Raw genomic sequence first — 21,315 nt, 5'->3', positions numbered from 1 at the left:
GGAGCCCGAGCCCGATGAGCCAGACCGTCACCCGCGCCCTGCGCATCCTCGCCCAGCTCGGCGAGGGCGAGCGCTCCCTCGACCAGCTGGCCGAGGTGCTGGGCGTCCACAAGACCACCGTGCTCCGACTCCTCCAGAGCCTGGAGGAGGAACGGTTCGTCTACCGCGACTCCGCCTACCGCTACCACCTCGGCGCGGGCCTGTTCGCGCTCTCCGGCCTCGCTCTGGAACAGCGCGGCATCCGCCGGATCGCCGCCCCGCACCTCGCCGAGCTGAACGCCGCCACCGGCCAGACCGTGCACCTGGCCGCGTACGAGGGCGGCGAGGTGGTCTACATCGACAAGTTCGACTCCCGCCACCCGGTCCGGATGTACTCCCGGATCGGCCTGCGTGCCGCGCTGCACTGCGCCGCCGTGTCCAAGGTGCTGCTGGCCGATCTGCCGCTGCCCGAGCGCCGCCGGGTGGTGGCCGGGATCGACTTCACCCCGTACACCGATCGCACCCTCGCCACGCCCGAGGCGCTGCTCGCCGAGTTGGAGAAGGCCGCCGCCCGGGGCTGGGCTCAGGACCACGCCGAGCACGAGCCCTTCATCAACTGCGTGGCCGCCCCGATCCGGGACGCCAGCGGCCGGGTGGTCGCCGCCGCCTCCATCTCCGTCCCCGACGTCGTTCTCCCGTACGAGCAAGTACTGGAGCTCCTCCCGCAACTACTCGCCACCACCCGCGCCGTCTCGGCCGATTGCGGCTGCACGGACGACAATTGACGAATCGTCACAGCCAAAGGAACCCCATGTCCGAGCACCCCCGGATCGGCGACAAGACCGAGATCCGCACCGACGGCGCCCCCGCCCCCGCGTGGATGTTCTCCCAGGGCGTCCGCAAGGGCCCGATCCTGCAGGTCTCCGGCCAGGGCCCGCAGGACCCGACCACCGGCGAGTACCTCCACCACGGCGACGTGAGGGCCCAGACCCGCCGCACCCTGGAGAACGTCAAGGCCATCGTCGAGGCGGGCGGCGCGACCATCGAGGACGTGGTGATGTTCCGCGTCTACCTCACCAAGCGCGCCGACTTCCCGCTGATGAACGAGGTCTACGCCGAGTTCATCGAGGAGAACATCAAGCCCGGCGGCGTGAAGCCCTGCCGCACCACCGTCTTCGTGGAGCTGCCCCAGGAGCCCATGCTGGTGGAGATCGACGCCCAGGCCGTCGTCGCCTGACACCCCGCGAAACCCCCGAGGGCCCGGACGCCGCCGCCAAGCGTCCGGGCCCTCGCCGCACCCCGCCACCCACTTGCCACACCCCCACGCAAACATTAGGTTAGGCTCACCTAACTATTGGGAGGTCCGTTCATGAGTCTTGCCACCGGCGACGCCGAGGTGCCCGAGCCCACCACCGCCGAACGGGTCCACAGCCTGCTCAGCGCGACCTCCTCACTCACCGTCCGTGCCCTCGGCGAACACCACGACCTGGACACCCCGGTCTCCGTGCACGGCTCCCGGCTGCGCCTGCGCGCCCCGCTGGACGCCCCGCTCACCGCGGCCGCCGCCGGAGCCACCGAGGGCCTGGCCGTCGTCCTCGACGTCACCGACGTGTCCCCGGTCGCCGTCCGCGACCGGGTCCGCGGCCGCCTCACCCTGGCCGGCCGGCTGCACCTGGCCCACCTCGCCGACGACGGCCTCAGCGTCCACCTGCGCGTGGACGTCGCCCACGCCGTCCTCGCCACCCCGTACGGCACCGGCGCGCTCACCGCCGCCGACCTCGCCCTCGCCGCCCCCGACCCGCTGGCCCGGCACGAGGCCGCGCTACTCACCCACCTGGCCGACGAGCACACCGACGCCCTCGACCTGCTCACCGGCCTACTCGACCCGGCCCTGCTCGCCAGGCACCCGGACATCCGCCCGCTCGCCCTCGACCGCTACGGCCTGGTGCTGCGCCTGGACCACCCGCACGGCCACCGCGACGTCCGCCTGGTCTTCCCCGAACCCGCCGGCGACACCGAGGACTTCGGTCACCGGATGCACGAGCTGCTGTCCGCCGCCGAGCACGGCCTGCCCGTCCGCCGGAACTGACCGCGCCCGGGCGTCACCGCTCGGCGGCGTCCTCCAGCACGATCCGCCCCATCCGCGCGTACCGCTCCGGCCGCCAGCGCCGCATCGCCAGCGCCAGAGCGATCCCGCCCAGGAACACCCCGATCACCAGGTACGGGATCAGCCGGAACAGCAGGGTGCCCGAGGCCGCCCCGGCCGCCGCGTCCTCGTTGACCACCAGCAGCACCACCACCCCGGCCATCGCCACCCCGCCCACCAGCGGCGCGACCAGCGTCCGGCACCAGTGCGCGGTCTCCGGGTGCCGACCCCGCACATGGAAGTACCCGACCACCGCGAAGGAGCAGAGCGTCTGCACGACGAGGATCGCCATCGTCCCCAACAGCGCGAGCAGCGTGTACAGATGGACGTACGGATCCATCCCCGCCGCCAGGAAGGCCACCACCAGCACGGCCGCGATCACCGACTGCACCACCGAGGCGAGGTACGGCGAGCCGTGCCGCGGGTGGGTCCGGCCGAGCGCCGGGTGCAGGAAGCCCTCCCGCCCGATCGCGTACAAGTACCGTGCCGCGCACTGGTGGAAGGCCATCGCGCAGGCGAACGAGCCGGTGACGACCAGCCATTGGAACACCGTCACCGCCCAGGCCCCCAGGTGCGCGCCCAAGGGGTCGAAGAACAGGCTGTTCCCGTCCTTGCCCGGCACCGTCCCGCTCGCCACCGCGATCGCATGCTCGACTCCGTTGCCGGACACGATCATCCAGGACACGAAGACGTAGAACAGCCCGATCCCGACCACCGACACCAGGGTGGCCCGCGGCACCACCCGCTTCGGGTCGCGCGACTCCTCCCCGTACATCGCGGTCGACTCGAAGCCCACCCAGGACCAGAATGCGAAGAACAGCCCCAGCCCGGCCGCCTCCGCGCCCGAACTCCCAACCCCCTTAATGGCGTTCAGCGGATTCACCGCCTCACCCACGATCCCGTCCGGCCCGCCGCCGGAGGCCAGTACGGCCAGCGAGACCGCGCCCAGCACCCCGATCTCCAGCACCAGCGCCACCCCGAGCACCTTCGCCGTCAGGTGCAGGTCGAACCACGCCATCACCCCGATCACGGCCACCCCGAACAGCGCGTACCAGCCCCAGCCGAGGTCCACCCCCAGCCGCGAACGGACCAACCCGCGCAGCGAGTACGCGAAGAAGCCGATGATCGAGGCCTCGAAGACGATGTACGCCATGACCGCGAGCAGCCCCGAGGCCATCCCGGCGACCCGGCCCAGCCCGTGCGAGATGTACCCGTAGAACGCCCCGGCGGCCGTGATGTGGCGGGCCATCGCCACGTACCCGACCGAGAACACCGTGAGCACCACGGTCGCCACGATGTACGCGGCGGGCGCGCCGACCCCGTTGCCCTGCCCGACGACGATCGGCAGGTTCCCGGTCATCGCGGTGATCGGGGCCGCGGTGGCGACCGCCATGAACACCACGCCCACCAGGCCCACCGAGCCCGCCTTCAACCGGTCGACCCCGCCCGCGCCGGACCGTTCCCCGACCGCGTCCCCGCTCCCGACCGCCATTCGGCCTCCTCGTCCGTCCAAACCCTCGCGCCCGCGGAGCAAGGCCGGGCGCCGACTGCCCGACAGCATCGCGCGACCGGGACCGCACCCGAAAGACGACGGATCTCGCCAGAGGCGGCAGGAGTTGACGCCCAGTTCGACCACTCGAACTCACCCGGATCCGCAAACGGCAACGGCCGGCCCGGCTCCACGAGGGGTCCTCACGAAGCAGGGCCGGCCTTGGGCGTGTCCCGCGCCCATGTCCACCGGTGCGGCGATCACCCGGTCGAGCGGTCACCCGACATGACCATCCCGGGCGGTCGATTCGCCCCGCACCAGCGGTGGTTCCTGAAACCCGCGGTCAGCGCGGGGTCCGAACAGGGTCTGCGCAGCGTCAGAGCGCGACGCCGTGCGCCCGCAGGTAGGTGACCGGGTTGATGTCCGAGCCGTACTCCGACCCGGTGCGGATCTCGAAGTGCAGGTGCGGCCCGGTCACGTTGCCGGTGGCGCCGGAGAGGCCGAGCCGCTGGCCGACGGTGACGGTCTGACCGATCTTCACGCCGATCACGGAGAGGTGCGCGTACTGGGCGTACTTGCCGTCGGCGAGCTTGATCTCGACCTGGTTGCCGTAGGCACCGCCGTTGCCGGCCTTCACCACGACACCGTTGGCGACCGCGCGCACCGGGGTGCCGGTGGAGGCGACGAAGTCCTGGCCGGTGTGGTGGCCGGAGGCCCACATCGAGCCGGCCACGCCGTAGGCCTCGCCCAGCACCGGGTTGGCCAGCGGGGCGACATAGCCGGAGGTGGCGGCGACCGGGGCGGCGGTGACAGCCTGGGCCGGAGCGGCGTTCTGAATCTGGGCCTGGACCTGGACGCCCGGCTTGGCGGCCTCGGTCTGAACCTGTATCTGAGCGTCGGCGGCGGCGGGAGCGCTCTGGGTGACCGGGGCGGTCGGCTCAGCCGGGGCCGCGGGCTTGACCGGGGCGGCCGGCTCGGCGGTGTCGGCGTGGGCCGCGAGCGACAGCCACTGACCCGGGAAGATCAGGTTCGGGTCGGCGCCGACCACCGAGCGGTTCTGCTCGTACAGCGCGGGCCAGCCGCCCTCGACGTTCCTGGCGTCGGCGATCTTGGACAGACTGTCGCCGCCGACGACGCGGTAGCTCTCGTGGGCGGCCGCAGGGGCCGACTCGGCGTCCGCGGCTGCGGCGTGCTGCACGACCGAGGCGGCCGGGGCGTTGTGGGCCTGGGCGCTCATCGCGGTCACGAGCGGCAGGGCGAAGGAGACACCGGTGACGGCGGTGGCGATGCCGATGCGGGCGGCGCGGGGCAGGGCGATACGACGAGCCTGAGCAGGCATGGGATTCCTCTCCGACGCCTGCGAGGTGAGCTGTCGGGTTCGGGCTGGAGTTGCCCGGCCGCATGCGCGGCTTCACCCCGAGCCGGCCCTGGACGTTCGCGCTGAACAGCGCGGACTCCGGTCCGGCGACTTACCTGTGGGTCCCCCGCTCCTGCCGTGCAGAGCTCAGTTCGAACCACCGGGCAGCGGCAGGACTCGGCGTTCCACCCGGTGGATCCACCCGGGCTGGCCAGGTGGTCGCTGAACTAAAACCCATCCGTTCGGGTGAAGCAATGTCGATCTCTTGAACCGGCGACAACCTCCCGAGGCGCGGTCACCCTCCGCATGGCCCGTTGTGCGGTGCGTACACAATCCATTCACTCGGCGCCACTGATCCACGACCCTGCGCCGACCTCGGCAGCCCAGCGCGACCCTCCGCTCACGCACCGCCCACCCCGGACACACCGCCCGGTGACCCTTGTCACGTGCACCCCGCCGGGCGCAGGATCAGGCCGTGGCCACCTCAACGGCCGGCACCCTGCGCCTGGGCACCGCGCAGGGCCGCTGGGTTCTCCTGGCAACGGTGCTCGGTTCCAGCATGGCGATGCTCGACGGCACCGTGGTGAACGTCGCCCTGCCCCGGATCGGCTCCGACCTCGGCGCCTCCCTGGCGTCCCTGCAATGGACGCTGAACGCCTATCTGCTCACCCTGGCGGGCCTGATCCTGCTCGGCGGCGCGCTCGGCGACCGGTACGGGAGGCGCAAGGTCTTCCTGATCGGCGTGGTCTGGTTCGCCGCCGCCTCCGCGGCCTGCGCCGTCGCCCCGAACATCAACGTGCTGATCGCCGCCCGCGCCGTCCAGGGCATCGGCGGGGCACTGCTCACCCCCGGCTCGCTCGCCATGCTCCAGGCGGTCTTCCATCCTGACGACCGCTCGGCGGCGGTGGGCCTGTGGTCCGGCCTCGGCGGGGTGTCCGCGGCCATCGGCCCCTTCCTCGGCGGCTGGCTGGTGGACGGCCCCGGCTGGCGCTGGATCTTCCTGCTGAACCTTCCGCTGGCCGCCGCCGTGATCGCGGTCACCTCCCGCTACGTCCCGGAGAGCCGCGACGAGTCCGCCTCCGGCCGCTTCGACGTGCCCGGCGCACTGCTCGCCGCACTCGCCCTCGGCGCGATCACCTACGCGCTCACCGCCGCCGGGGAGGGCCTGTCCCCCGCCGTCTGGCTCACCGGCGCGATCGGCCTGCTGCTCGGCACCGCCTTCGTCACCGTCGAGCGCCGCGCACCCGTTCCGATGCTGCCGCTCGGACTGTTCTCGTCCCGGCTGTTCACCGCCGTGAACCTGGTCACCCTCTGCGTCTACGCGGCCTTCAGCGGGGTGTTCTTCCTGCTGGTGGTCCAACTGCAGATCGTGTCCGGCTTCTCGCCCCTGGTCTCGGGCTTCGCCCTGGTGCCGATCACGGTGCTGATGCTGACCCTGTCGGCGCGCGCCGGCCGCCTCGGCAAGCGGATCGGCCCACGCATCCCGCTCACCGTCGGCCCCCTGCTCTGCGCCGCCGGGGTGCTGCTGATGCTGCGCACCGGTCCCGGCTCCTCCTACTGGGCGGACGTGCTGCCCGCCGTCGCGGTGATGGGCAGTGGGATGACCCTGCTGGTCGCCCCGCTGACCGCGACGGTGCTGGCCGCCGTCGACGTACGGCACGCGGGCATCGCCAGCGGCGTCAACAACGCCGCCGCCCGCGCGGCCGGCCTGCTCGCGGTGGCCGCCCTCCCGGCGCTGGCCGGCCTGAGCGGCGATGCCTACCGGGTGCCGTCCTCGGTGGACTCCGCCTTCCACACCGCGATGCTGATCTGCGCGGGCCTGCTGGTCGGCGGCGGGCTGATCGCCTTCGCCACCGTCCGGGGCAACGTGCTCACCCCGGACGAGCGCCCGGTCGCCGAGCCGAACTGCGACTGGCCCTGCGCCACCACCACCCCGCCGCTCGACCCCGGACACACCAAGACGCCCGAGGGCCCTGCCACCGGAACGGTGGCAGGGCCCTCTCCAGACAGCTGACGCCGTATCAGAGGATGTCGGCCGGCGCGTACTTGGCCGCCTCCGGGTAGGCCACCGCGACGGCCTCCACCCGGCGGACCACCTCGGCGACCTGCGCCCCGGCCGCACCGGTGAACGACAGCCTGTCGGCCAGCAGCGCGTCCAGCGCGGCCCGGTCCAGCGGGATCCGCTCGTCGGCGGCCAGCCGGTCCAGCAGCTCGTTCTCCCGGGCGCCCGCGCGCATGGCCAGCGCGGAGGCGACGGCGTGTTCCTTGATGACCTCGTGCCCGGTCTCCCGGCCGACGCCCGCGCGCACCGCGCCCATCAGCACCTTGGTGGTGGCCAGGAACGGCAGGTAGCGGTCCAGCTCGGCCTCGACGACGGCCGGGAAGGCACCGAACTCGTCGAGGACGGTCAGGAAGGTCTCCAGCAGGCCGTCGAAGGCGAAGAAGGCGTCCGGCAGCGCGACCCGGCGCACCACCGAGCAGGAGACGTCGCCCTCGTTCCACTGGTCGCCGGCCAGCTCGCCGGTCATCGAGGCGTAGCCGCGCAGGATCACGGCCAGGCCGTTGACGCGCTCGCAGGAGCGGGTGTTCATCTTGTGCGGCATCGCGGAGGAGCCGACCTGACCCTCCTTGAAGCCCTCCGTCACCAGCTCGTGGCCGGCCATCAGGCGGATGGTCTTGGCCAGACTGGACGGCGCGGCGGCCAGCTGGACGAGGGCGGTGAGCACCTCGAAGTCCAGCGAGCGCGGGTAGACCTGGCCGACGCTGGTCAGCACGTTCTCGAAGCCGAGGTGCCCGGCGACCCGGCGCTCCAGCTCGGCCAGCTTCTCGGTGTCGCCGCCGAGCAGGTCCAGCATGTCCTGGGCGGTGCCGACCGGGCCCTTGATCCCGCGCAGCGGGTAGCGGGCGATCAGCTCCTCCAGGCGGCGGAAGGCGACCAGCAGCTCGTCGGCGATCGACGCGAAACGCTTGCCCAGGGTGGTGGCCTGCGCGGCCACGTTGTGCGAGCGGCCGGCCATGACCAGCTCGGAGTGCTGGGCGGCGAGGCTGGCCAGGCGCACCAGCACGGCCACCGTACGGTCCCGCACGTGCTCCAGGGACTGGCGGATCTGCAGCTGCTCGACGTTCTCGGTCAGATCCCGGGAGGTCATGCCCTTGTGGATCTGCTCGTGGCCGGCGAGCTCGCTGAACTCCTCGATGCGGGCCTTCACGTCGTGGCGGGTGATCCGCTCACGGGCGGCGATCGAGCCGAGGTCGACCTGGTCGATCACCCGCTCGTAGTCGGCGACGGCGTTCGCCGGCACCTCGACACCGAGGTCCTGCTGGGCCTTCAGGACGGCGAGCCACAGGTGGCGCTCAAGGACCACCTTGTGCTCGGGGGACCACAGCTGGGCCAGGGTCGCCGAGGCGTACCGGGAGGCCAGGACATTGGGGATCTGGGGCTTCGCGCTCACGCTTCGCAAGCCTAACAGCCGAGGTCACGCCGAACGTCGGCGGCTGGGGAGGCCGGGCCGGAATCCGCACACGGCCCGGACGGACTCGCCGTTCCGCTCGCCGAACCGCCCGCGCCCGTCGGCACCTTGGACATCATCGCGCCGGACGGCCCGCTACTGCTGCGCGCCGCCCGTCCGACCGGCCAGCACCGGCAGGACCTGCGCGCAGATCGAGTGCAGGGCGACCCGCTGCTCGTCGGTCATCGCCTCGAAGGCCTGGTGGGTGCGGGCCATCTCACCGCGGATGCGGTTCAGGATCTCCCGGCCCTCGTCCGTGATCACCACGATCTTCACCCGGCGGTCACCGGCCGCCGCCTCGCGGTTGGCCAGGCCCAGCGACTCCAGCCGGTCCACGATCCCGGTCACGTTCGACGCGTCGCAGCCCAGCCGCCCGGCCAGCGCCCGCATCGGCACCGGCTCCTGCACCGAGCCCAGCGCCTTGGCCTGCGAGGAGGAGAGCCCGTGCCGGGCCGCGGCCGCCGCGAAGTCCTGGAAGTACGCGGCGCCGACGGCGGCCAACGCCTCCATCAGCTCGGCGTTGGTCGGTACGGTCGTCGTCGAGGTCGAACCCATGGGGCCAGCGTACGGCCCAGTGCTTCAGTAACTCAAGCTTTGACCACGGCAACCGTCGGCGAGCCGCCTCACAGCACCGCCATTCGGAGCAGTATCGCAGCGGATCAGCACCGATCGAAGCGGATCAGGGTCTGATCAGAGCACCAGCTGGTCGAACAGCCGCCGCAGCTCCGCGTCCGGGTCCGCGGTCAGCCCGGTGTGCACCGGCCCCGGCTGGACGATCGCGCTGCGCGGCGCGGTCAGCCAGCGGAACCGCTGCCCGGGGCTGTCCGAGGCCGCCGGACCGGCCGACGGCCCACCCAGGCAGACCGCCTCGATCCCCTGCAGCGCCCGCCGCACCCCCTGCACGTCCGCCACCGGGTCCAGCGCCAGCAGCCGGGCCTGGTCCAGGTGCGTCCGCGCGGCCAGGTGCGCGCTCTGCCGGCAGTACAGCAGCACCCCGACGTTGACGCACTCACCCCGCTCGACCCTCGGCACCGCGCGGATCACGGCGTACTCGTAGTCGTACAGCTCCACGACGGCCGGCAGCCCGGCCGGCAGCGGCCCGGTCATGCGGGCACCTCCGGCAGCCAGTCACGCGGACCGGCCAGTCGCTCGGTCAGCTGGGATCGGTACGCGGCGCGTACCTCCTCAGGGGAGTCGAAGCCGAACTCGTCCAGCAGCCAGACCTCGGGGATCTGCGCCACCGCGGCCTCGATCGCCGCCTCCGCGAGCGGCGCCAGCGCCTTGTCCGCCGCCGCCAGGTCCGGCCGGGCGCGCAGCAGCGCGTGGTCGGAGGCGTCGTACGGACGGCGCACCCAGGCGGCGGCACCCGCCCAGTTGTGGTGGAAGATCAGGCTCGCGCCGTGGTCGATCAGCCGCAGCCCGCCGGTCGCCACCAGCAGGTTGGGGTTGCGCCAGGAGCGGTCGACGTTGCCGATCAGCGCGTCGAACCAGAGCACCTGACCGGCGAGTTCGGGGTCCACGTCGAAGCACAGCGGATCGAAGTTGAGCGCGCCGCTGACGAAGGCCATCCCGAGGTTGGTGCCGCCGCTGGCCCGCATCTGATCCTGGATCTGGTGGTCCGGCTCGCTGCGCGCGAGCACCGGGTCCAGGTCGACGGTCACCAGTTCCGGCACCGGCAACCCGATCCGCCGGCCCAACTCCCCGGCCAACACCTCCGCCACCAACGCCTTGCGGCCCTGCGCCGCGCCGACCCATTTCAGCGCGTACAGCCGCCGGTCGTCGGCTTCGACCAGGCCCGGCATCGAGCCGCCTTCTCGCAGTGGCGTCACATACCGGACCGCCGTCACCTCGGGGAGCACGCCCGACAGCTTATCGGTGCCCACCCCCTCCTCACGCCCCGAACCGCTCCCCCTCCCTCATCCGCCCCACCCGGCAGCGCCCCCGCCAACCCCCGTTTCCCACCTGCCGCTCCCCTCCCTCATCTCCCTCATCCGCCCGCCCCCGGTGGCAGGCCCCGCTGCTCCGTGCGAGTGTGGCGGACAGTAGTGGGGACTCTCACGGTACGACCTGCACGACAAAGGGATGAGCGATGGAACGACCTCGGATCCTGATCGTGGGCGGTGGCTTCGCCGGCTTGGAGTGCGCCCGCCGCCTCGAACGCAAGCTCGCGCCGTCGGAGGCCGAGATCACGCTGGTCACGCCGTTCAGCTACCAGCTCTACCTCCCCTTGCTCCCCCACGTCGCCGCCGGCGTCCTCACCCCCCAGTCCGTGGCCGTGTCGCTGCGCCGATCCCTGCGCCGCACCCACATCATCCCCGGCGGCGCCATCGGTGTGGACCCGGCCTCCAAGGTCTGCGTCATCCGCAAGATCACCGACGAGGTGGTCGCGAAGAAGTACGACGCCCTGGTCCTCACCCCCGGTAGCGTCACCCGCTCCTTCGACATCCCCGGGCTCACCGACTACGCCCGCGGCATGAAGACGCTCGCCGAGGCCGCCTACATCCGCGACCACGTGATCTCCCAACTCGACCTCGCCTCGGCCACCTTGGACCAGAAGGAGCGCGAGTCCCGGCTGCAGTTCGTGGTGGTCGGCGGCGGCTACGCGGGCACCGAGACGGCCGCCTGCCTGCAGCGCCTCACCACCGCCGCCGCCCGCCGCTACCCGCGGCTCGACGCCCGGCAGATCAAGTGGCACCTGATCGACATCGCCCCGAAGCTGATGCCGGAACTCGGCGACGTGCTGGGCACCGCCGCCCTGGAGATCCTGCGGGGCCGCGGCATCGAGGTGTCGCTGGGCGTCTCGGTGGCCGAAGTCAGCGCCGAGACGGTCAAGTTCACCGACGGCCGGGTGCTCCCCTGCCGCACGCTGATCTGGACCGCCGGCGTGGCCGCCAGCCCGCTGATCGGCACCCTGGACGCGGAGACGGTCCGCGGCCGGCTCGCCGTGACGGCGGAGATGCGCGTGCCGCAGTTCGAGGGGGTGTTCGCGCTCGGCGACGCGGCGGCCGTCCCCGACCTCGCCAAGGGCGACGGCGCGGTCTGCCCGCCGACCGCCCAGCACTCCGCCCGGCAGGGCCGCACCGTGGCCGACAACGTGATCGCCTCGCTCCGCAACCAGCCGCTGGAGCCGTATTACCACAGGGATCTGGGCCTGGTGGTCGACCTTGGCGGCAAGGACGCGGTATCCAAGCCGGTTGGTGTCGAACTGCACGGCCTGCCCGCCCAGTTGGTGGCCCGCGGTTACCACCTGATGGCAATGCGCACCAATGCGGCCAAGTTCCGGGTGGGTGCGAACTGGCTGCTCAACGCGACCGCCGGGGACGACTTCGTCCGCACCGGCTTCCTCGCCCGCCAGCCCGCCCGTCTGCGCGACTTCGAGTACACCGACGCCTATCTGACGAAGGATCAGGTCAGGGCCCACGCCCAGTCGCTGCTCGCCAAGGGCTGAACCGGGACGCCATCGGCGTCCCCGCCGCGAATGCCGCGGGGGCGCCGAAGCGCGTCCTTCAGCGTGCGGCCAGGTACATCCCGCTCGCGTCCTGCCCGGCGGTGTTGCGGCAGGCGTAGCCACCGCCACTCTGCCCCCACAGCAGGGTCAGGCAGCGCCCGAGCGCCAACTGCCCGTAGTAGTTGGGGTGCATCGACTCCTGCAGCACACCCTGGGTGGTGTTGAACCCGCCGTCCACGAACCGCGCCCACTCGCTGCTGGTCGCGGACGGAGCGGAGCTCGCGGTCGGCTGCCGGGTGGCCGTCGAGCAGACCTCGCGGCCCTGCAGCATGTCGGACAGGTCCAGGAACTGCGCGCCCTTGGTCGCCGCGACCCCGGCCAGCGCCTTGGACATCTGCGGCACCATCGAGTCGCGCGCCCAGTCGGCGTCCGCGTTCCAGAACGGGCAACCGCCGGTGTCCGAACGGCTCCAGCCGCTCTCCGGGTAGCGCATCTCGGCGCTGCGCGGGATCGGCGACGGGTAGGACTGCAGCACCAGCCGGTAGTCCGACTGCGCGTAGCCTGCGTCGGCCATCACCGCGCGGATCTCGTCGATCGCCTTGCCGACCCCGGCCATCGCGGTCGGCATCTTGGAGTCGACCGAGGACTGCGCCGAGTCGTGGCAGTACGAGTACCAGATCAGGTAGTCCTGCACGCAGTCGGAGATGATGCCGCCGAAGCCGAGGTCGTTGCCGCCGATCGACAGGGTGATCAGCTTGACGTTGTTCTTCCGGGCCACGGTGGCGAGTTGGTCGGCCTGCGGGGCCTCGCCCTTGAGCGACTGACCGCCGTCGGCGGCGCGGAAGATGTTCGCGGTGACGGCCCCGGAGCAGGCCAGGTTGATCTGGCTCTGCGCGACCGTCGAGGCGCCGATCACCTCGGCGACGTCGGAGCGGTCGCAGCCGCTCGCCGCCGTGGCGCCGTAGACGACCGAAGGATCTGCCGAACTGCCGTTCCAGGCCCGGTCGGTGCCGTTGTGGCCGTCGGTGGTGCCGGCGGCGTTGCCCATCCAGCGTCCGGCCTCGCCGGAGATGTAGCTGTCGCCGAGCGTGACGCTCGCGGTGGGCCCGGCCGACACGCCGGCCGAGACGCCGGCCACCCCGGCCGAAACCCCGCCCGGGACGGCCGAGGCGGGCGTGGCGACGGCCAGCCCGGCCACGGTCAGCGGCAGGGCGAAGGCTGCGGCGAGCAGCCGACGGCCGAGTCGAGGGGTGCTGCGGGTGATGCTCGAACAGTTTTCGGGCACGGCGGAACTCCTGCGGCTCGGTCTCCCCGTGGTGTGGGGACGGGAAGACGCGTAGGTGAGGGTGGGCCGCCGGCCGGTGGCGCGATGAAGATGACATGGCCTCGCCCGCCGCCGCTAGGCATCTGCGCCAGGTTTCCGCATTTGTTACCGACGGGTTCAGACCAGACCTCACCCGCGGTCGACCCGCAGCTCACCCCGCCGCCGGACTCCGCCCGCAAACCACCCCGCCCCCGGCAGCCCCGACCACCCCGCTCACACCAGCCGCGAACCGGCCCCGCCCGACCCCAGCACCTCCGCCAGGTCCTCCGCCAACCGCCGGGCGTCCGCCGCCTCCAGCCGGGCCGTGGTGAACCGCAGCCCGGGCGGCGACTGGATCCGGTACCGCGCCCCGGGCGCCGCGACCCAGCCGCGCTGCACCAGCGCCGCCAGCGCCGAGGTCTCGTCCGGCACCGGCACCCAGACGTTCAACCCGCTCTCCCCGTGCGCCGCGATCCCACGCGCCGCCAGTTCGCCCAGCAGCGCGTCCCGCCGCGCCCGATAGGCGGCCGCCACCCGCGCGACCGGCGCCGCGTCGGTGCGCCACAGCTCGGCGACGGCGCGCTGCAGCAGGTGGCTGACCCACCCGGCGCCCAGCCGCAGCCGCCCGGCGACCCGGCCGATCGTCTCCTCGTCGCCGACCGCCACCGACACCCGCAGGTCCGGCCCGTACGCCTTGGCCGCCGAGCGCACCACCACCCAGTGCCGCGGCCCGGCGCCGGCCAGCGGGTGGTACGGCTGGTCGACCATGCCGTGCCCGTGGTCGTCCTCGATCAGCAGCACCCCGGGGTGCCCGGCCAGGACGGCCCGCAGCGCCTCGGCCCGCCGGGCGCTGAGCGCCGCGCCGGTCGGGTTCTGCGCCCGGCTGGTCACCACGACCGCGCGGGCACCCTCGGCGAGCGCCGCGGCCAACGAGTCGGGCAGCGGCCCCTCGTCGTCCAGCCGCACCGGCGCGGGCCGCAGCCCCATCGCGGGCAGCAGGTCGAGCAGGCTGCCCCAGCCCGGATCCTCCACCGCCACCGCGTCACCGGGGCGCAGGTGCGCGCCGAGGGTGCGCTCGATGGTGTCCAGCGAGCCGGAGGCGACCACGATCGGGCCGCCGGGCAGCCCGTCGGCCTCGAAGGAGGCACGGGCGAGCGCGAGCAGTCCGGCGTCGATGTTCGGGTGCCCGTAGAGCACGGGCTCGGCCTTCGCGGCCTCGGCCGCGGCCGCGAGGGCCCGGGCGAGGTCGGGCAGCAGGGCCGGGTCCGGGTTACCGGCGGACAGGTCGCGGGCGTGCGGGGGGACGGGGATGCGGATCTGGTCGCGGGTGGTGAGCGCGGGCCGGGGCAGGATCCGGCTGCCCTTGCGGCCGGCCGTCTCGATCACGCCCCGGTCGCGCAGCAGCCGGTAGGCAGCGGCCACGGTGTTGGGGTTGACGCCGAGTTCGGCGGCCAGGTCGCGCAGCGGGGGCAGCGTGGTTCCGGGGGCGAGCCGCCCGCTGCTCACGCCCTGTTCGATGTGGGCGGCGATTTCGCTGGCGCGTCGCCCTGTCAGCGGATAGTCTCCTAGCACAAAGTAGATTATGCACTAGTACATTGAGGTTGTCATGCCGGACACGCCGACGCACAGCACCACGACGCCGACCAGCGACGCCACCTACTCCCGCACCCCCCGCACCACCCCCACCCGCTACAAGGACCGCGCCACCTGGGAGCAGGAGGCGATCCACGCCATCCTCGACAGCGCCTACATCTGCCACCTCGGCTTCATCGCCGACGGCGCCCCGGTCGTGCTGCCGACGATCTTCGCCCGGGTCGGCAGCCGGCTCTACGTCCACGGCTCCACCGGCAGCCGCCCGTTGCGCGGCGCCTCCGACGAGCAGGGCATGCCGGTCTGCATCACCGTGACCCAGGTCGACGCCCTGGTGCTGACCAAGTCCGCGTTCAACCACTCGGTGAACTTCCGCTCGGTGGTGGCCCACGGCACCGCCTACCAGGTCACCGACCCGGAGGAGCTGGACATAGCGCTGGCCGCCCTGGTCGACCACGCGATCCCCGGCCGCTCCGGCGAGATCCGCCCGGCCAACGCCAAGGAACTCGCCGCCACCGCCGTGATCCGGCTGGAGCTGGACGAGGTCTCGGCCAAGACCCGCGAGGACGGCGCCGACGACGACCCCGAGGACGCCGACCTGCCGCACTGGTCCGGCCTGATCCCGGTCACCACCGTGCACGGCACCCCCGTCCCGTACGACGAGTCCGTCCCGCTGCCCGCGCATCTGCACGGCTACCCCCGCTGAGAAGGGCCGCACCGATGCTGATCAGGTCCTGGGACCGCGGCGACGAGGACGAGTGGCGCGCCTGGCTGGCCGAGGGCCGCGACTTCGGCCTGCTCGCCGCCAACGGCCGCCCCGACGAGGGCCCGGTGCTGGTCCCGACGCACTTCCTGCTGGACGCCGAGCGCGGCGAGATCCTGCTCCACCTCGCCGCGCCCAACCCGCTGCTGGCCGCCGTCCGGGCCGACCCGAACGTCACCCTCGCGGTCACCGACGGCTACGCCTTCGCCCCCGGCCACTGGCGCGGCGCGCCCGGCACGCCGACCAGCTACTACGGCTCGGTCCACTTCCACTGCACGGCCGAGGTCGTCGAGTCCGCCGCGGACAAGGCGGAGATCCTCAACCGTCAGCTGGCGCACTTCCAGCCGGAGACCCCGGACGTCCGGGTGGTCCCCGGCGAGGGCGAGTTCGCCCGGCTCCTGCCGGGGCTGCGCGGGCTCCGGCTGACGGTGCGCGAGGTGCGGGCCAAGTTCAAGTACGACGACAAGAAACCCGCCGAGGCGCAGCGCGCGATCGCCGAGCGCCTCGCCGAGCGCTCAGGCGCCCCGGCCCTCCGTTACGACCAGGACACCGCCGCCCGGACCCAGCTGCTGCGGCGCCATCAACGGCGCACGGCCATGACACGCGCCGCCGACTGACCCCGGGTCACCCGATCAGGCCCTCCACTCGGGCAGGCCGGCCGCCGGGCTGATCGAATGTGAGACGAGCCCTGCGCAGCCGTAGGTGCGGGCCCGTCCACCTCGGGGAGCGCGTGTGTCCACAGTCCACAATCAGCGGGCTTCCGGCGAGGCCCACCTCGGGCACGTGGTGTTCATCTCCGCGGCGGCGGCCATGGGCGGCTTCCTGTTCGGCTACGACAGCGCGGTGATCAACGGCGCGGTGACGGGCATCCAGAAGCACTTCGCCGTGGGCCACGGCACCACCGCCTTCGTGGTCGCCATCGCGCTGCTCGGCTCGGCCGTCGGCGCGGTCGCCGCCGGCCGGCTGGCCGACCACCTCGGCCGGGTGCGCACGATGCTGCTGGCCGCCGCGCTGTTCGCGGCCAGCGGCATCGGCTCGATGTTCCCGCCGAACATCGAGGTGCTGGCCACCTGGCGCGTGGTCGGCGGCATCGCGATCGGCATCGCCTCGGTGATCGCGCCCACCTACATCGCGGAGGTCGCCCCCACCGCCTACCGCGGCCGGCTCGCCTCCTTCCAGCAGATGGCGATCGTGCTCGGCATCACCGTCTCCCAGCTCGCCAACTGGGCGCTCAACCAGGCCGCCGGCGGCGAGTCCACCGGCCACCTCGGCGGCATCCAGGCCTGGCAGTGGATGCTCGGCGTCGAGGCCATCCCGGCCCTGGTGTACGGCCTGATGGCGCTGGCCATCCCGGAGTCGCCGCGCTTCCTGATCGCCGACCACCGCGAGGCGCAGGCCCGCAAGGTGCTGGTGGAGGTCGAGGGTCAGGACATCGACCTGGACGCCCGGGTGGCGGAGATCCGCGCGGTGCTGGAGTCCGCCCACAAGCCCCGGCTGAGGGACCTGCTCGGCGGGCGCTTCGGTCTGCTGCCGATCGTCTGGGTCGGCATCGGCGCCTCGGTGTTCCAGCAGTTCGTCGGCATCAACGTGATCTTCTACTACTCCTCCTTCCTCTGGCAGTCGGTCGGCATCAACGAGTCCAACTCGCTGCTGATCAGCCTCTCCACCTCGATCATCAACGTGATCGGCACGGTGATCGCGATGGTTCTGGTGGACCGGATCGGCCGCAAACCGCTCGCCCTGGCCGGTTCCATCGGCATGGCGATCGCGCTGGGCGCGGCCGCCTGGGCGTTCTCCTACCGGCACGGCACCGGCGACACCGCCACCCTCGACAACACCCACGCCACCGTCGCCCTGATCGCCGCGCACGTCTTCGTGCTCTGCTTCGCCTTCTCCTGGGGCGTGGTGGTCTGGGTGCTGCTCGGCGAGATGTTCCCCAACCGGATCCGGGCGCTGGCGCTGTCGGTCGCCGCCTCGGCCCAGTGGATCGCCAACTGGGCGATCACCGTCAGCTTCCCGGACCTCGCCGACTGGAACCTCTCCGCGACGTACGTCATCTACGCGGCCTTCGCGCTGCTCTCCATCCCGTTCGTGGCCTTCTGCATCAAGGAGACCAAGGGCCGCGCCCTGGAGGAGATGGGCTGAGAGGCCGCTCCCCTCCCCCCACCCACGCCGCACGCGGCCCGACCCACCGAGAGGAAACCATGCCTGATCAGGGCGGCTCCCGGCAGAACGTCACCTTCCCGAGCAACGGCCGCACCGCGCACGGGTACCTGGCCCGGCCTCAGCAGGGGGTCGGGCCTGGCCTGGTGGTGGTGCAGGAGTGGTGGGGTCTCACCTCGCACATCGCGGACATGGCCGACCGCTTCGCCGCCGAGGGGTTCACCGTCCTCGCCCCCGACCTGTTCGGCGGCGCCACCACCCACGACCGGACCGAGGCCGCCCGCCTCAAACGCGAACTCCCCGTCGAACGGGCCGTCGAGGACCTCGCGGGCGCCGTCGACCACCTGCTCTCGCTGGACGGCATGGTCGGCGACGCGGTCGGCGTGGTCGGCTTCTGCATGGGCGCTGGCTTCGCCCTGATGCTGGCTGCCCGGTCCGAGGACAAGGTGGCCGCAGTGGTCCCCTTCTACGGCCTGCCGCCCGACCCGGACTTCGACTACCGGGGTCTGACCGCCCACGTCCTCGGGCACTTCGGCGAACTCGACCGCTCGATCCCGATGGCCGCCGTGGACGAGGCCGCGATCCGGATCGGCGAGGCCACCGACGTCCGCCCCGAGTTCCACTTCTACCCGGCCGGGCACGCCTTCATGAACGACGTGAACCCGCTCGGCACCTACGACGCCCTGCAGTCCGGGATCGCCTGGCGCCGTACCGTCAGCTTCCTCTGGGGCCACCTCGGCTGACCGCCGATCCAGGTGTCAAAACACGGTGGACACCTGTACGAACTCAAGGCCATAGTCGCTGGGTGCCGACCCCACCCCCACCGACAGCCGCCCGCCGCTTCGCCTGGGCGAGCCGCAACTTCCGCATCCAGACCACCGCCACCGTGATCAGCGGTCTGGGCAACGCCGGCGCCCCCATCGCCACCGCCTTCGCCGTCCTCGGCAACAGCGGCACCACCACCGAGGTCGGCTACGTCACCGCCGCCCGCCTGCTGCCCACCGTGCTGCTCCTGGTGGTCGGCGGCACCCTCGCCGACCGGCTGCCGCGCCACCACCTCATGGTCACCGCCAACCTGTTCAGCGGTGTCTCCCAGGCCGTCCTGGCCGTGCTGGTGCTGGCCGGGAACGTCCAGCTGTGGCAGCTGCTGGTGCTCTCCGCCGCCGGCGGCGCCGGCTACGCCCTCTACTCCCCCGCCGCCGGCGGCATGATCATGCAGGCCGTCCCCCAGGAGCACGCCGCCCGTGCGTTCTCGGTCTTCCGGATGGGCCAGAACGCCTCCCAGATCGGCGGCGCCGCCCTCGGCGGAGCGCTCACCGCCGCCTTCGGCCCCGGCTGGGTGCTCGCCCTGGACGCGCTGTGCTTCCTGATCGCCGCCGCCCTCCGGTTCCTCCTGGAGGCCGAGTCCGTGCCCGCCCCCTCCGGCAGCAGCATGCTGCGCGACCTGCGCGAGGGCTGGCAGGAGTTCGCCTCCCGCCGCTGGCTCTGGGTGATCGTGTCGCAGTTCGCCGTCCTGGTCGCCTGCATCAACGCGGTCGAGGCGGTGTACGGGCCGACCGTGGCCAAGGACCGGCTCGGCGGTGCGGGCGCCTGGGGCCTGGCGATGTCCGCCTACGGCGTCGGCCTGGTGGTCACGGGTCTGCTGATGGCGCGTTGGCGTCCCCGTCGGATCCTGCTGGTCGGCAACTGGGGCGTGTTCCTGTTCGGCGTGCCCGCCCTGGCCCTGGCCGTCGCCGCACCGCTGCCGGTGCTGGTCGCCGCGATGTTCCTCTCCGGGGTCGGCGTCACCGTCTTCGGCGTCAACTGGATGGTCGCGCTCCAGCAGGAGATCCCGGAGGAGATGTTCTCCCGGGTCACCGCCTACGACGAGCTCGGCTCCTACTCGCTGGCCCCGATCGGCACAGCGCTGGCCGGCCCGGCCGCCACCGTGCTCGGCCTGTCCGGCGCGCTCTGGGCGTGCGCCGCGCTGTGCCTCCTGCTCAGCGCCGCGGTCCTGCTCGACTCCCAGGTGCGCCGGCTCACCCGCCGGTCCCCCGGCCGGGGCACCTCGGACGCACCGGTGCCCGTCGACGAGCCCGCGCCCGCGTCGTGAGCACCCTGTGCGCCCCGCGTGCGCCCGGTGACGAGCAACCAGTGGGGCCCGTGATTCGTCCGACCGAGTAGGAAACACCGTCCATTTGGGGGCCCCACCGGTGCCGAAACCACTGCTGTTCCTGGACGTCGACGGGGTGCTGAACCCGGTCTGTCCGCATCCGGACGCCGATTTCGACTCCCACACCCTGCTCGGCTACGCCGTCCTGCTCGCCGCCAAGCACGGCCAGTGGCTGCGCGAACTCGCCGGATCGTACGAGCTGGTCTGGGCCACCACCTGGGAGGAGCACGCCAACACCCACATCGCCCCGGCGATCGGCCTGGACCCGCTCCCCTTCGTCCGCTTCACCGGGTACGTCCCGCAGCCCGGCGACCCGCGCGTCCCGCTGCTGGAGCTGTTCTCCGCCCGCAAGTGGGCGCCGCTGCTGCGCTACGCCGAGGGGCGGCCGTTCGCCTGGGTGGACGACGTCATCCCGCCCCGGCTGGTCCGCAGGTCGCTGTGGCGCCGCGACCGGCTGCTGCTGCCGATAGACCCCGGCCAGGGCCTGGAGCGCCGGCACGTCGACCGCCTCCTCACCCGCCCGCCGCGCCGCCGGGCGCCGACCGCAGGCGGATCGGCGGTCAGGGGGTCGGCAGCCAGCTGACGTGCCCGGCGAGCAGCGCGTACCCGACGAAGGCCACCGTGTCGATCAGCGCGTGCGCCGCCACCAGCGGCATCACCCGCCCCCAGCGCCGGTACAGCAGGCAGAACACCGCCCCCATCACCATGTTGCCGACCAGCCCGCCGACCCCCTGGTACAGGTGGTACGAGCCGCGCAGCACCGAGCTCGCCACCAGCACCGCCGGCCAGGACCATCCCGACTGCCCCAGTCGGCGCAGCAGGTAGCCGAGGACGACGACCTCCTCCAGGATCGCGTTCTGCCAGGCCGAGAGCACCAGCACCGGCACCCGCCACCACACCTCCGGCAGCCCCGAGGGCGCGACCGTCAGGTTGTACCCGGCCGCCTGCGAGGCCAGGTACAGCGCCAGCCCGGAGCCGCCGATCGCCGCCGCGACGGCCGCGCCCCGGCCGAGGTCGCGCAGCTTCTGCCCGAGGTCGAAGCCCAGCACCCGCAGCGACGTGCCCTCGCGCACCAGCAGGTAGCCGACCAGCACCACCGGCATCAGTCCGCGCCCGATGTAGTACAGCTGCCACACCAGGTCCAGCCAGGGCCGCCCGGGCGCGCGCGAGCCGTTCAGCGTCGCGACCTGCTGGCCGAGCCGGAGCGGTTCGGTGAGCGAGCCCGCGAAGCTGATCAGCGCGCTGATCCCGCTGGCCCCGAGGGAGAGGCCGAGGACGATCAGCAACTCCGCGCCGAGCAGCCGGCGGGTGGGCTGCGCGGTCTCCGGCGCGGTCGGGCGGGTTGTCACGGGCGCTCCAGCGGACGGGCGGTCGCTCCGGCCGTCGGCCGACACCGGAGCGATCATCCTGACACAG

The 21,315-nt window shown here is 72.7% G+C and carries 20 protein-coding genes and 1 riboswitch; of the genes, 11 read left to right on the top strand and 9 right to left on the bottom strand.

The window, feature by feature from the left end; all coding sequences use genetic code 11:
- Positions 1 to 14 precede the first annotated feature (14 nt).
- From ACZ3UD_RS12320 to ACZ3UD_RS12310, 3 genes are all read left to right on the top strand, one after another.
- Entirely contained in the window at positions 15 to 764 is a 750-nt protein-coding gene (locus tag ACZ3UD_RS12320) for an IclR family transcriptional regulator (protein WP_465585526.1), read from the top strand.
- Positions 765 to 790: 26 nt separating this feature from the next.
- Positions 791 to 1,216, top strand: a complete 426-nt coding sequence (locus ACZ3UD_RS12315) for a RidA family protein (RefSeq protein ID WP_465585523.1) — start codon at positions 791 to 793, stop codon at positions 1,214 to 1,216.
- Positions 1,217 to 1,348: 132 nt separating this feature from the next.
- Positions 1,349 to 2,068 carry a DUF2470 domain-containing protein gene (locus ACZ3UD_RS12310; protein ID WP_465585522.1) on the top strand — a complete coding sequence of 240 codons (720 nt, stop codon included), beginning with the start codon at positions 1,349 to 1,351 and terminating at the stop codon, positions 2,066 to 2,068.
- Positions 2,069 to 2,081: 13 nt separating this feature from the next.
- Here the strand turns inward: ACZ3UD_RS12310 and ACZ3UD_RS12305 are convergent, their stop codons facing one another.
- Positions 2,082 to 3,617 carry an APC family permease gene (locus ACZ3UD_RS12305; RefSeq protein ID WP_465585520.1) on the bottom strand — a complete coding sequence of 512 codons (1,536 nt, stop codon included), beginning with the start codon at positions 3,615 to 3,617 and terminating at the stop codon, positions 2,082 to 2,084.
- Between the two features lie 373 nt (positions 3,618 to 3,990).
- Complete coding sequence (locus ACZ3UD_RS12300) at positions 3,991 to 4,953, bottom strand: M23 family metallopeptidase (RefSeq protein ID WP_465585519.1); 963 nt, start codon at positions 4,951 to 4,953, stop codon at positions 3,991 to 3,993.
- A 2-nt stretch (positions 4,954 to 4,955) separates the two neighbouring features.
- Positions 4,956 to 5,129, bottom strand: a riboswitch (cyclic di-AMP (ydaO/yuaA leader).
- A gap of 317 nt (positions 5,130 to 5,446) precedes the next feature.
- Between ACZ3UD_RS12300 and ACZ3UD_RS12295 the strand changes: the two genes are divergently transcribed.
- A complete protein-coding gene (locus tag ACZ3UD_RS12295; protein WP_465585518.1) occupies positions 5,447 to 6,985 on the top strand; it encodes an MFS transporter in 1,539 nt (512 codons plus the stop codon).
- Between the two features lie 7 nt (positions 6,986 to 6,992).
- Here ACZ3UD_RS12295 and purB read toward each other — a convergent pair whose 3' ends face one another.
- From purB to ACZ3UD_RS12275, 4 genes are all read right to left on the bottom strand, one after another.
- Positions 6,993 to 8,423, bottom strand: a complete 1,431-nt coding sequence (gene purB, locus ACZ3UD_RS12290; protein WP_465585516.1) for an adenylosuccinate lyase — start codon at positions 8,421 to 8,423, stop codon at positions 6,993 to 6,995.
- A 153-nt stretch (positions 8,424 to 8,576) separates the two neighbouring features.
- Entirely contained in the window at positions 8,577 to 9,035 is a 459-nt protein-coding gene (locus ACZ3UD_RS12285; RefSeq protein ID WP_465585514.1) for a MarR family winged helix-turn-helix transcriptional regulator, read from the bottom strand.
- Between the two features lie 135 nt (positions 9,036 to 9,170).
- Positions 9,171 to 9,587, bottom strand: coding sequence for a DUF3037 domain-containing protein (locus ACZ3UD_RS12280; protein WP_465585512.1), 417 nt, complete (start codon positions 9,585 to 9,587; stop codon positions 9,171 to 9,173).
- The gene (locus ACZ3UD_RS12275) at positions 9,584 to 10,339 is read right to left on the bottom strand and encodes a HipA family kinase (protein ID WP_380613540.1); all 756 of its coding nucleotides are present in this window, start codon (positions 10,337 to 10,339) and stop codon (positions 9,584 to 9,586) included. The genes ACZ3UD_RS12280 and ACZ3UD_RS12275 overlap by 4 nt, the downstream gene beginning before the upstream one ends.
- 230 nt (positions 10,340 to 10,569) lie before the next feature.
- On the opposite strand from ACZ3UD_RS12275, the gene ACZ3UD_RS12270 reads away from it, so the two are divergent.
- Complete coding sequence (locus tag ACZ3UD_RS12270; RefSeq protein ID WP_465585510.1) at positions 10,570 to 11,928, top strand: NAD(P)/FAD-dependent oxidoreductase; 1,359 nt, start codon at positions 10,570 to 10,572, stop codon at positions 11,926 to 11,928.
- Between the two features lie 58 nt (positions 11,929 to 11,986).
- Here ACZ3UD_RS12270 and ACZ3UD_RS12265 read toward each other — a convergent pair whose 3' ends face one another.
- Complete coding sequence (locus ACZ3UD_RS12265) at positions 11,987 to 13,213, bottom strand: GDSL-type esterase/lipase family protein (protein ID WP_465585508.1); 1,227 nt, start codon at positions 13,211 to 13,213, stop codon at positions 11,987 to 11,989.
- A gap of 252 nt (positions 13,214 to 13,465) precedes the next feature.
- Complete coding sequence (locus tag ACZ3UD_RS12260; protein WP_465585507.1) at positions 13,466 to 14,803, bottom strand: aminotransferase class I/II-fold pyridoxal phosphate-dependent enzyme; 1,338 nt, start codon at positions 14,801 to 14,803, stop codon at positions 13,466 to 13,468.
- A 34-nt stretch (positions 14,804 to 14,837) separates the two neighbouring features.
- On the opposite strand from ACZ3UD_RS12260, the gene ACZ3UD_RS12255 reads away from it, so the two are divergent.
- From ACZ3UD_RS12255 to ACZ3UD_RS12230, 6 genes are all read left to right on the top strand, one after another.
- Complete coding sequence (locus tag ACZ3UD_RS12255; RefSeq protein ID WP_465585505.1) at positions 14,838 to 15,527, top strand: pyridoxamine 5'-phosphate oxidase family protein; 690 nt, start codon at positions 14,838 to 14,840, stop codon at positions 15,525 to 15,527.
- A 14-nt stretch (positions 15,528 to 15,541) separates the two neighbouring features.
- Positions 15,542 to 16,201 carry an FMN-binding negative transcriptional regulator gene (locus ACZ3UD_RS12250; RefSeq protein WP_465585504.1) on the top strand — a complete coding sequence of 220 codons (660 nt, stop codon included), beginning with the start codon at positions 15,542 to 15,544 and terminating at the stop codon, positions 16,199 to 16,201.
- Between the two features lie 115 nt (positions 16,202 to 16,316).
- Entirely contained in the window at positions 16,317 to 17,729 is a 1,413-nt protein-coding gene (locus ACZ3UD_RS12245) for a sugar porter family MFS transporter (RefSeq protein WP_465585503.1), read from the top strand.
- 59 nt (positions 17,730 to 17,788) lie between these two features.
- Positions 17,789 to 18,490, top strand: coding sequence for a dienelactone hydrolase family protein (locus tag ACZ3UD_RS12240; protein ID WP_465585501.1), 702 nt, complete (start codon positions 17,789 to 17,791; stop codon positions 18,488 to 18,490).
- 62 nt (positions 18,491 to 18,552) lie between these two features.
- Positions 18,553 to 19,839 (top strand): MFS transporter, encoded by a 1,287-nt coding sequence (locus tag ACZ3UD_RS12235; protein ID WP_465585500.1) that lies wholly within the window; start codon positions 18,553 to 18,555, stop codon positions 19,837 to 19,839.
- A gap of 100 nt (positions 19,840 to 19,939) precedes the next feature.
- Positions 19,940 to 20,482, top strand: a complete 543-nt coding sequence (locus tag ACZ3UD_RS12230) for an HAD domain-containing protein (protein ID WP_465585498.1) — start codon at positions 19,940 to 19,942, stop codon at positions 20,480 to 20,482.
- Here ACZ3UD_RS12230 and ACZ3UD_RS12225 read toward each other — a convergent pair.
- The gene (locus tag ACZ3UD_RS12225; RefSeq protein ID WP_465585496.1) at positions 20,460 to 21,248 is read right to left on the bottom strand and encodes a CPBP family intramembrane glutamic endopeptidase; all 789 of its coding nucleotides are present in this window, start codon (positions 21,246 to 21,248) and stop codon (positions 20,460 to 20,462) included. The genes ACZ3UD_RS12230 and ACZ3UD_RS12225 overlap by 23 nt on opposite strands.
- Positions 21,249 to 21,315 lie beyond the last annotated feature (67 nt).

It is taken from the genome of Kitasatospora sp. NPDC023118 (genome assembly GCF_055560875.1).
The sequence above is the reverse complement of the archived record's forward strand: the minus strand, read 5'-3'. Positions and strand labels throughout refer to the sequence as shown.

Bases quoted from the DNA above. Each gene is read 5' to 3' on its own strand.
- ACZ3UD_RS12320 (WP_465585526.1), top strand. From the start codon at position 15: ATGAGCCAGACCGTCACCCGCGCCCTGCGCATCCTCGCCCAGCTCGGC.
- ACZ3UD_RS12315 (WP_465585523.1), top strand. From the start codon at position 791: ATGTCCGAGCACCCCCGGATCGGCGACAAGACCGAGATCCGCACCGAC.
- ACZ3UD_RS12310 (WP_465585522.1), top strand. From the start codon at position 1,349: ATGAGTCTTGCCACCGGCGACGCCGAGGTGCCCGAGCCCACCACCGCC.
- ACZ3UD_RS12305 (WP_465585520.1), bottom strand. From the start codon at position 3,617: ATGGCGGTCGGGAGCGGGGACGCGGTCGGGGAACGGTCCGGCGCGGGC.
- ACZ3UD_RS12300 (WP_465585519.1), bottom strand. From the start codon at position 4,953: ATGCCTGCTCAGGCTCGTCGTATCGCCCTGCCCCGCGCCGCCCGCATC.
- ACZ3UD_RS12285 (WP_465585514.1), bottom strand. From the start codon at position 9,035: ATGGGTTCGACCTCGACGACGACCGTACCGACCAACGCCGAGCTGATG.
- ACZ3UD_RS12280 (WP_465585512.1), bottom strand. From the start codon at position 9,587: ATGACCGGGCCGCTGCCGGCCGGGCTGCCGGCCGTCGTGGAGCTGTAC.
- ACZ3UD_RS12270 (WP_465585510.1), top strand. From the start codon at position 10,570: ATGGAACGACCTCGGATCCTGATCGTGGGCGGTGGCTTCGCCGGCTTG.
- ACZ3UD_RS12255 (WP_465585505.1), top strand. From the start codon at position 14,838: ATGCCGGACACGCCGACGCACAGCACCACGACGCCGACCAGCGACGCC.
- ACZ3UD_RS12250 (WP_465585504.1), top strand. From the start codon at position 15,542: ATGCTGATCAGGTCCTGGGACCGCGGCGACGAGGACGAGTGGCGCGCC.
- ACZ3UD_RS12240 (WP_465585501.1), top strand. From the start codon at position 17,789: ATGCCTGATCAGGGCGGCTCCCGGCAGAACGTCACCTTCCCGAGCAAC.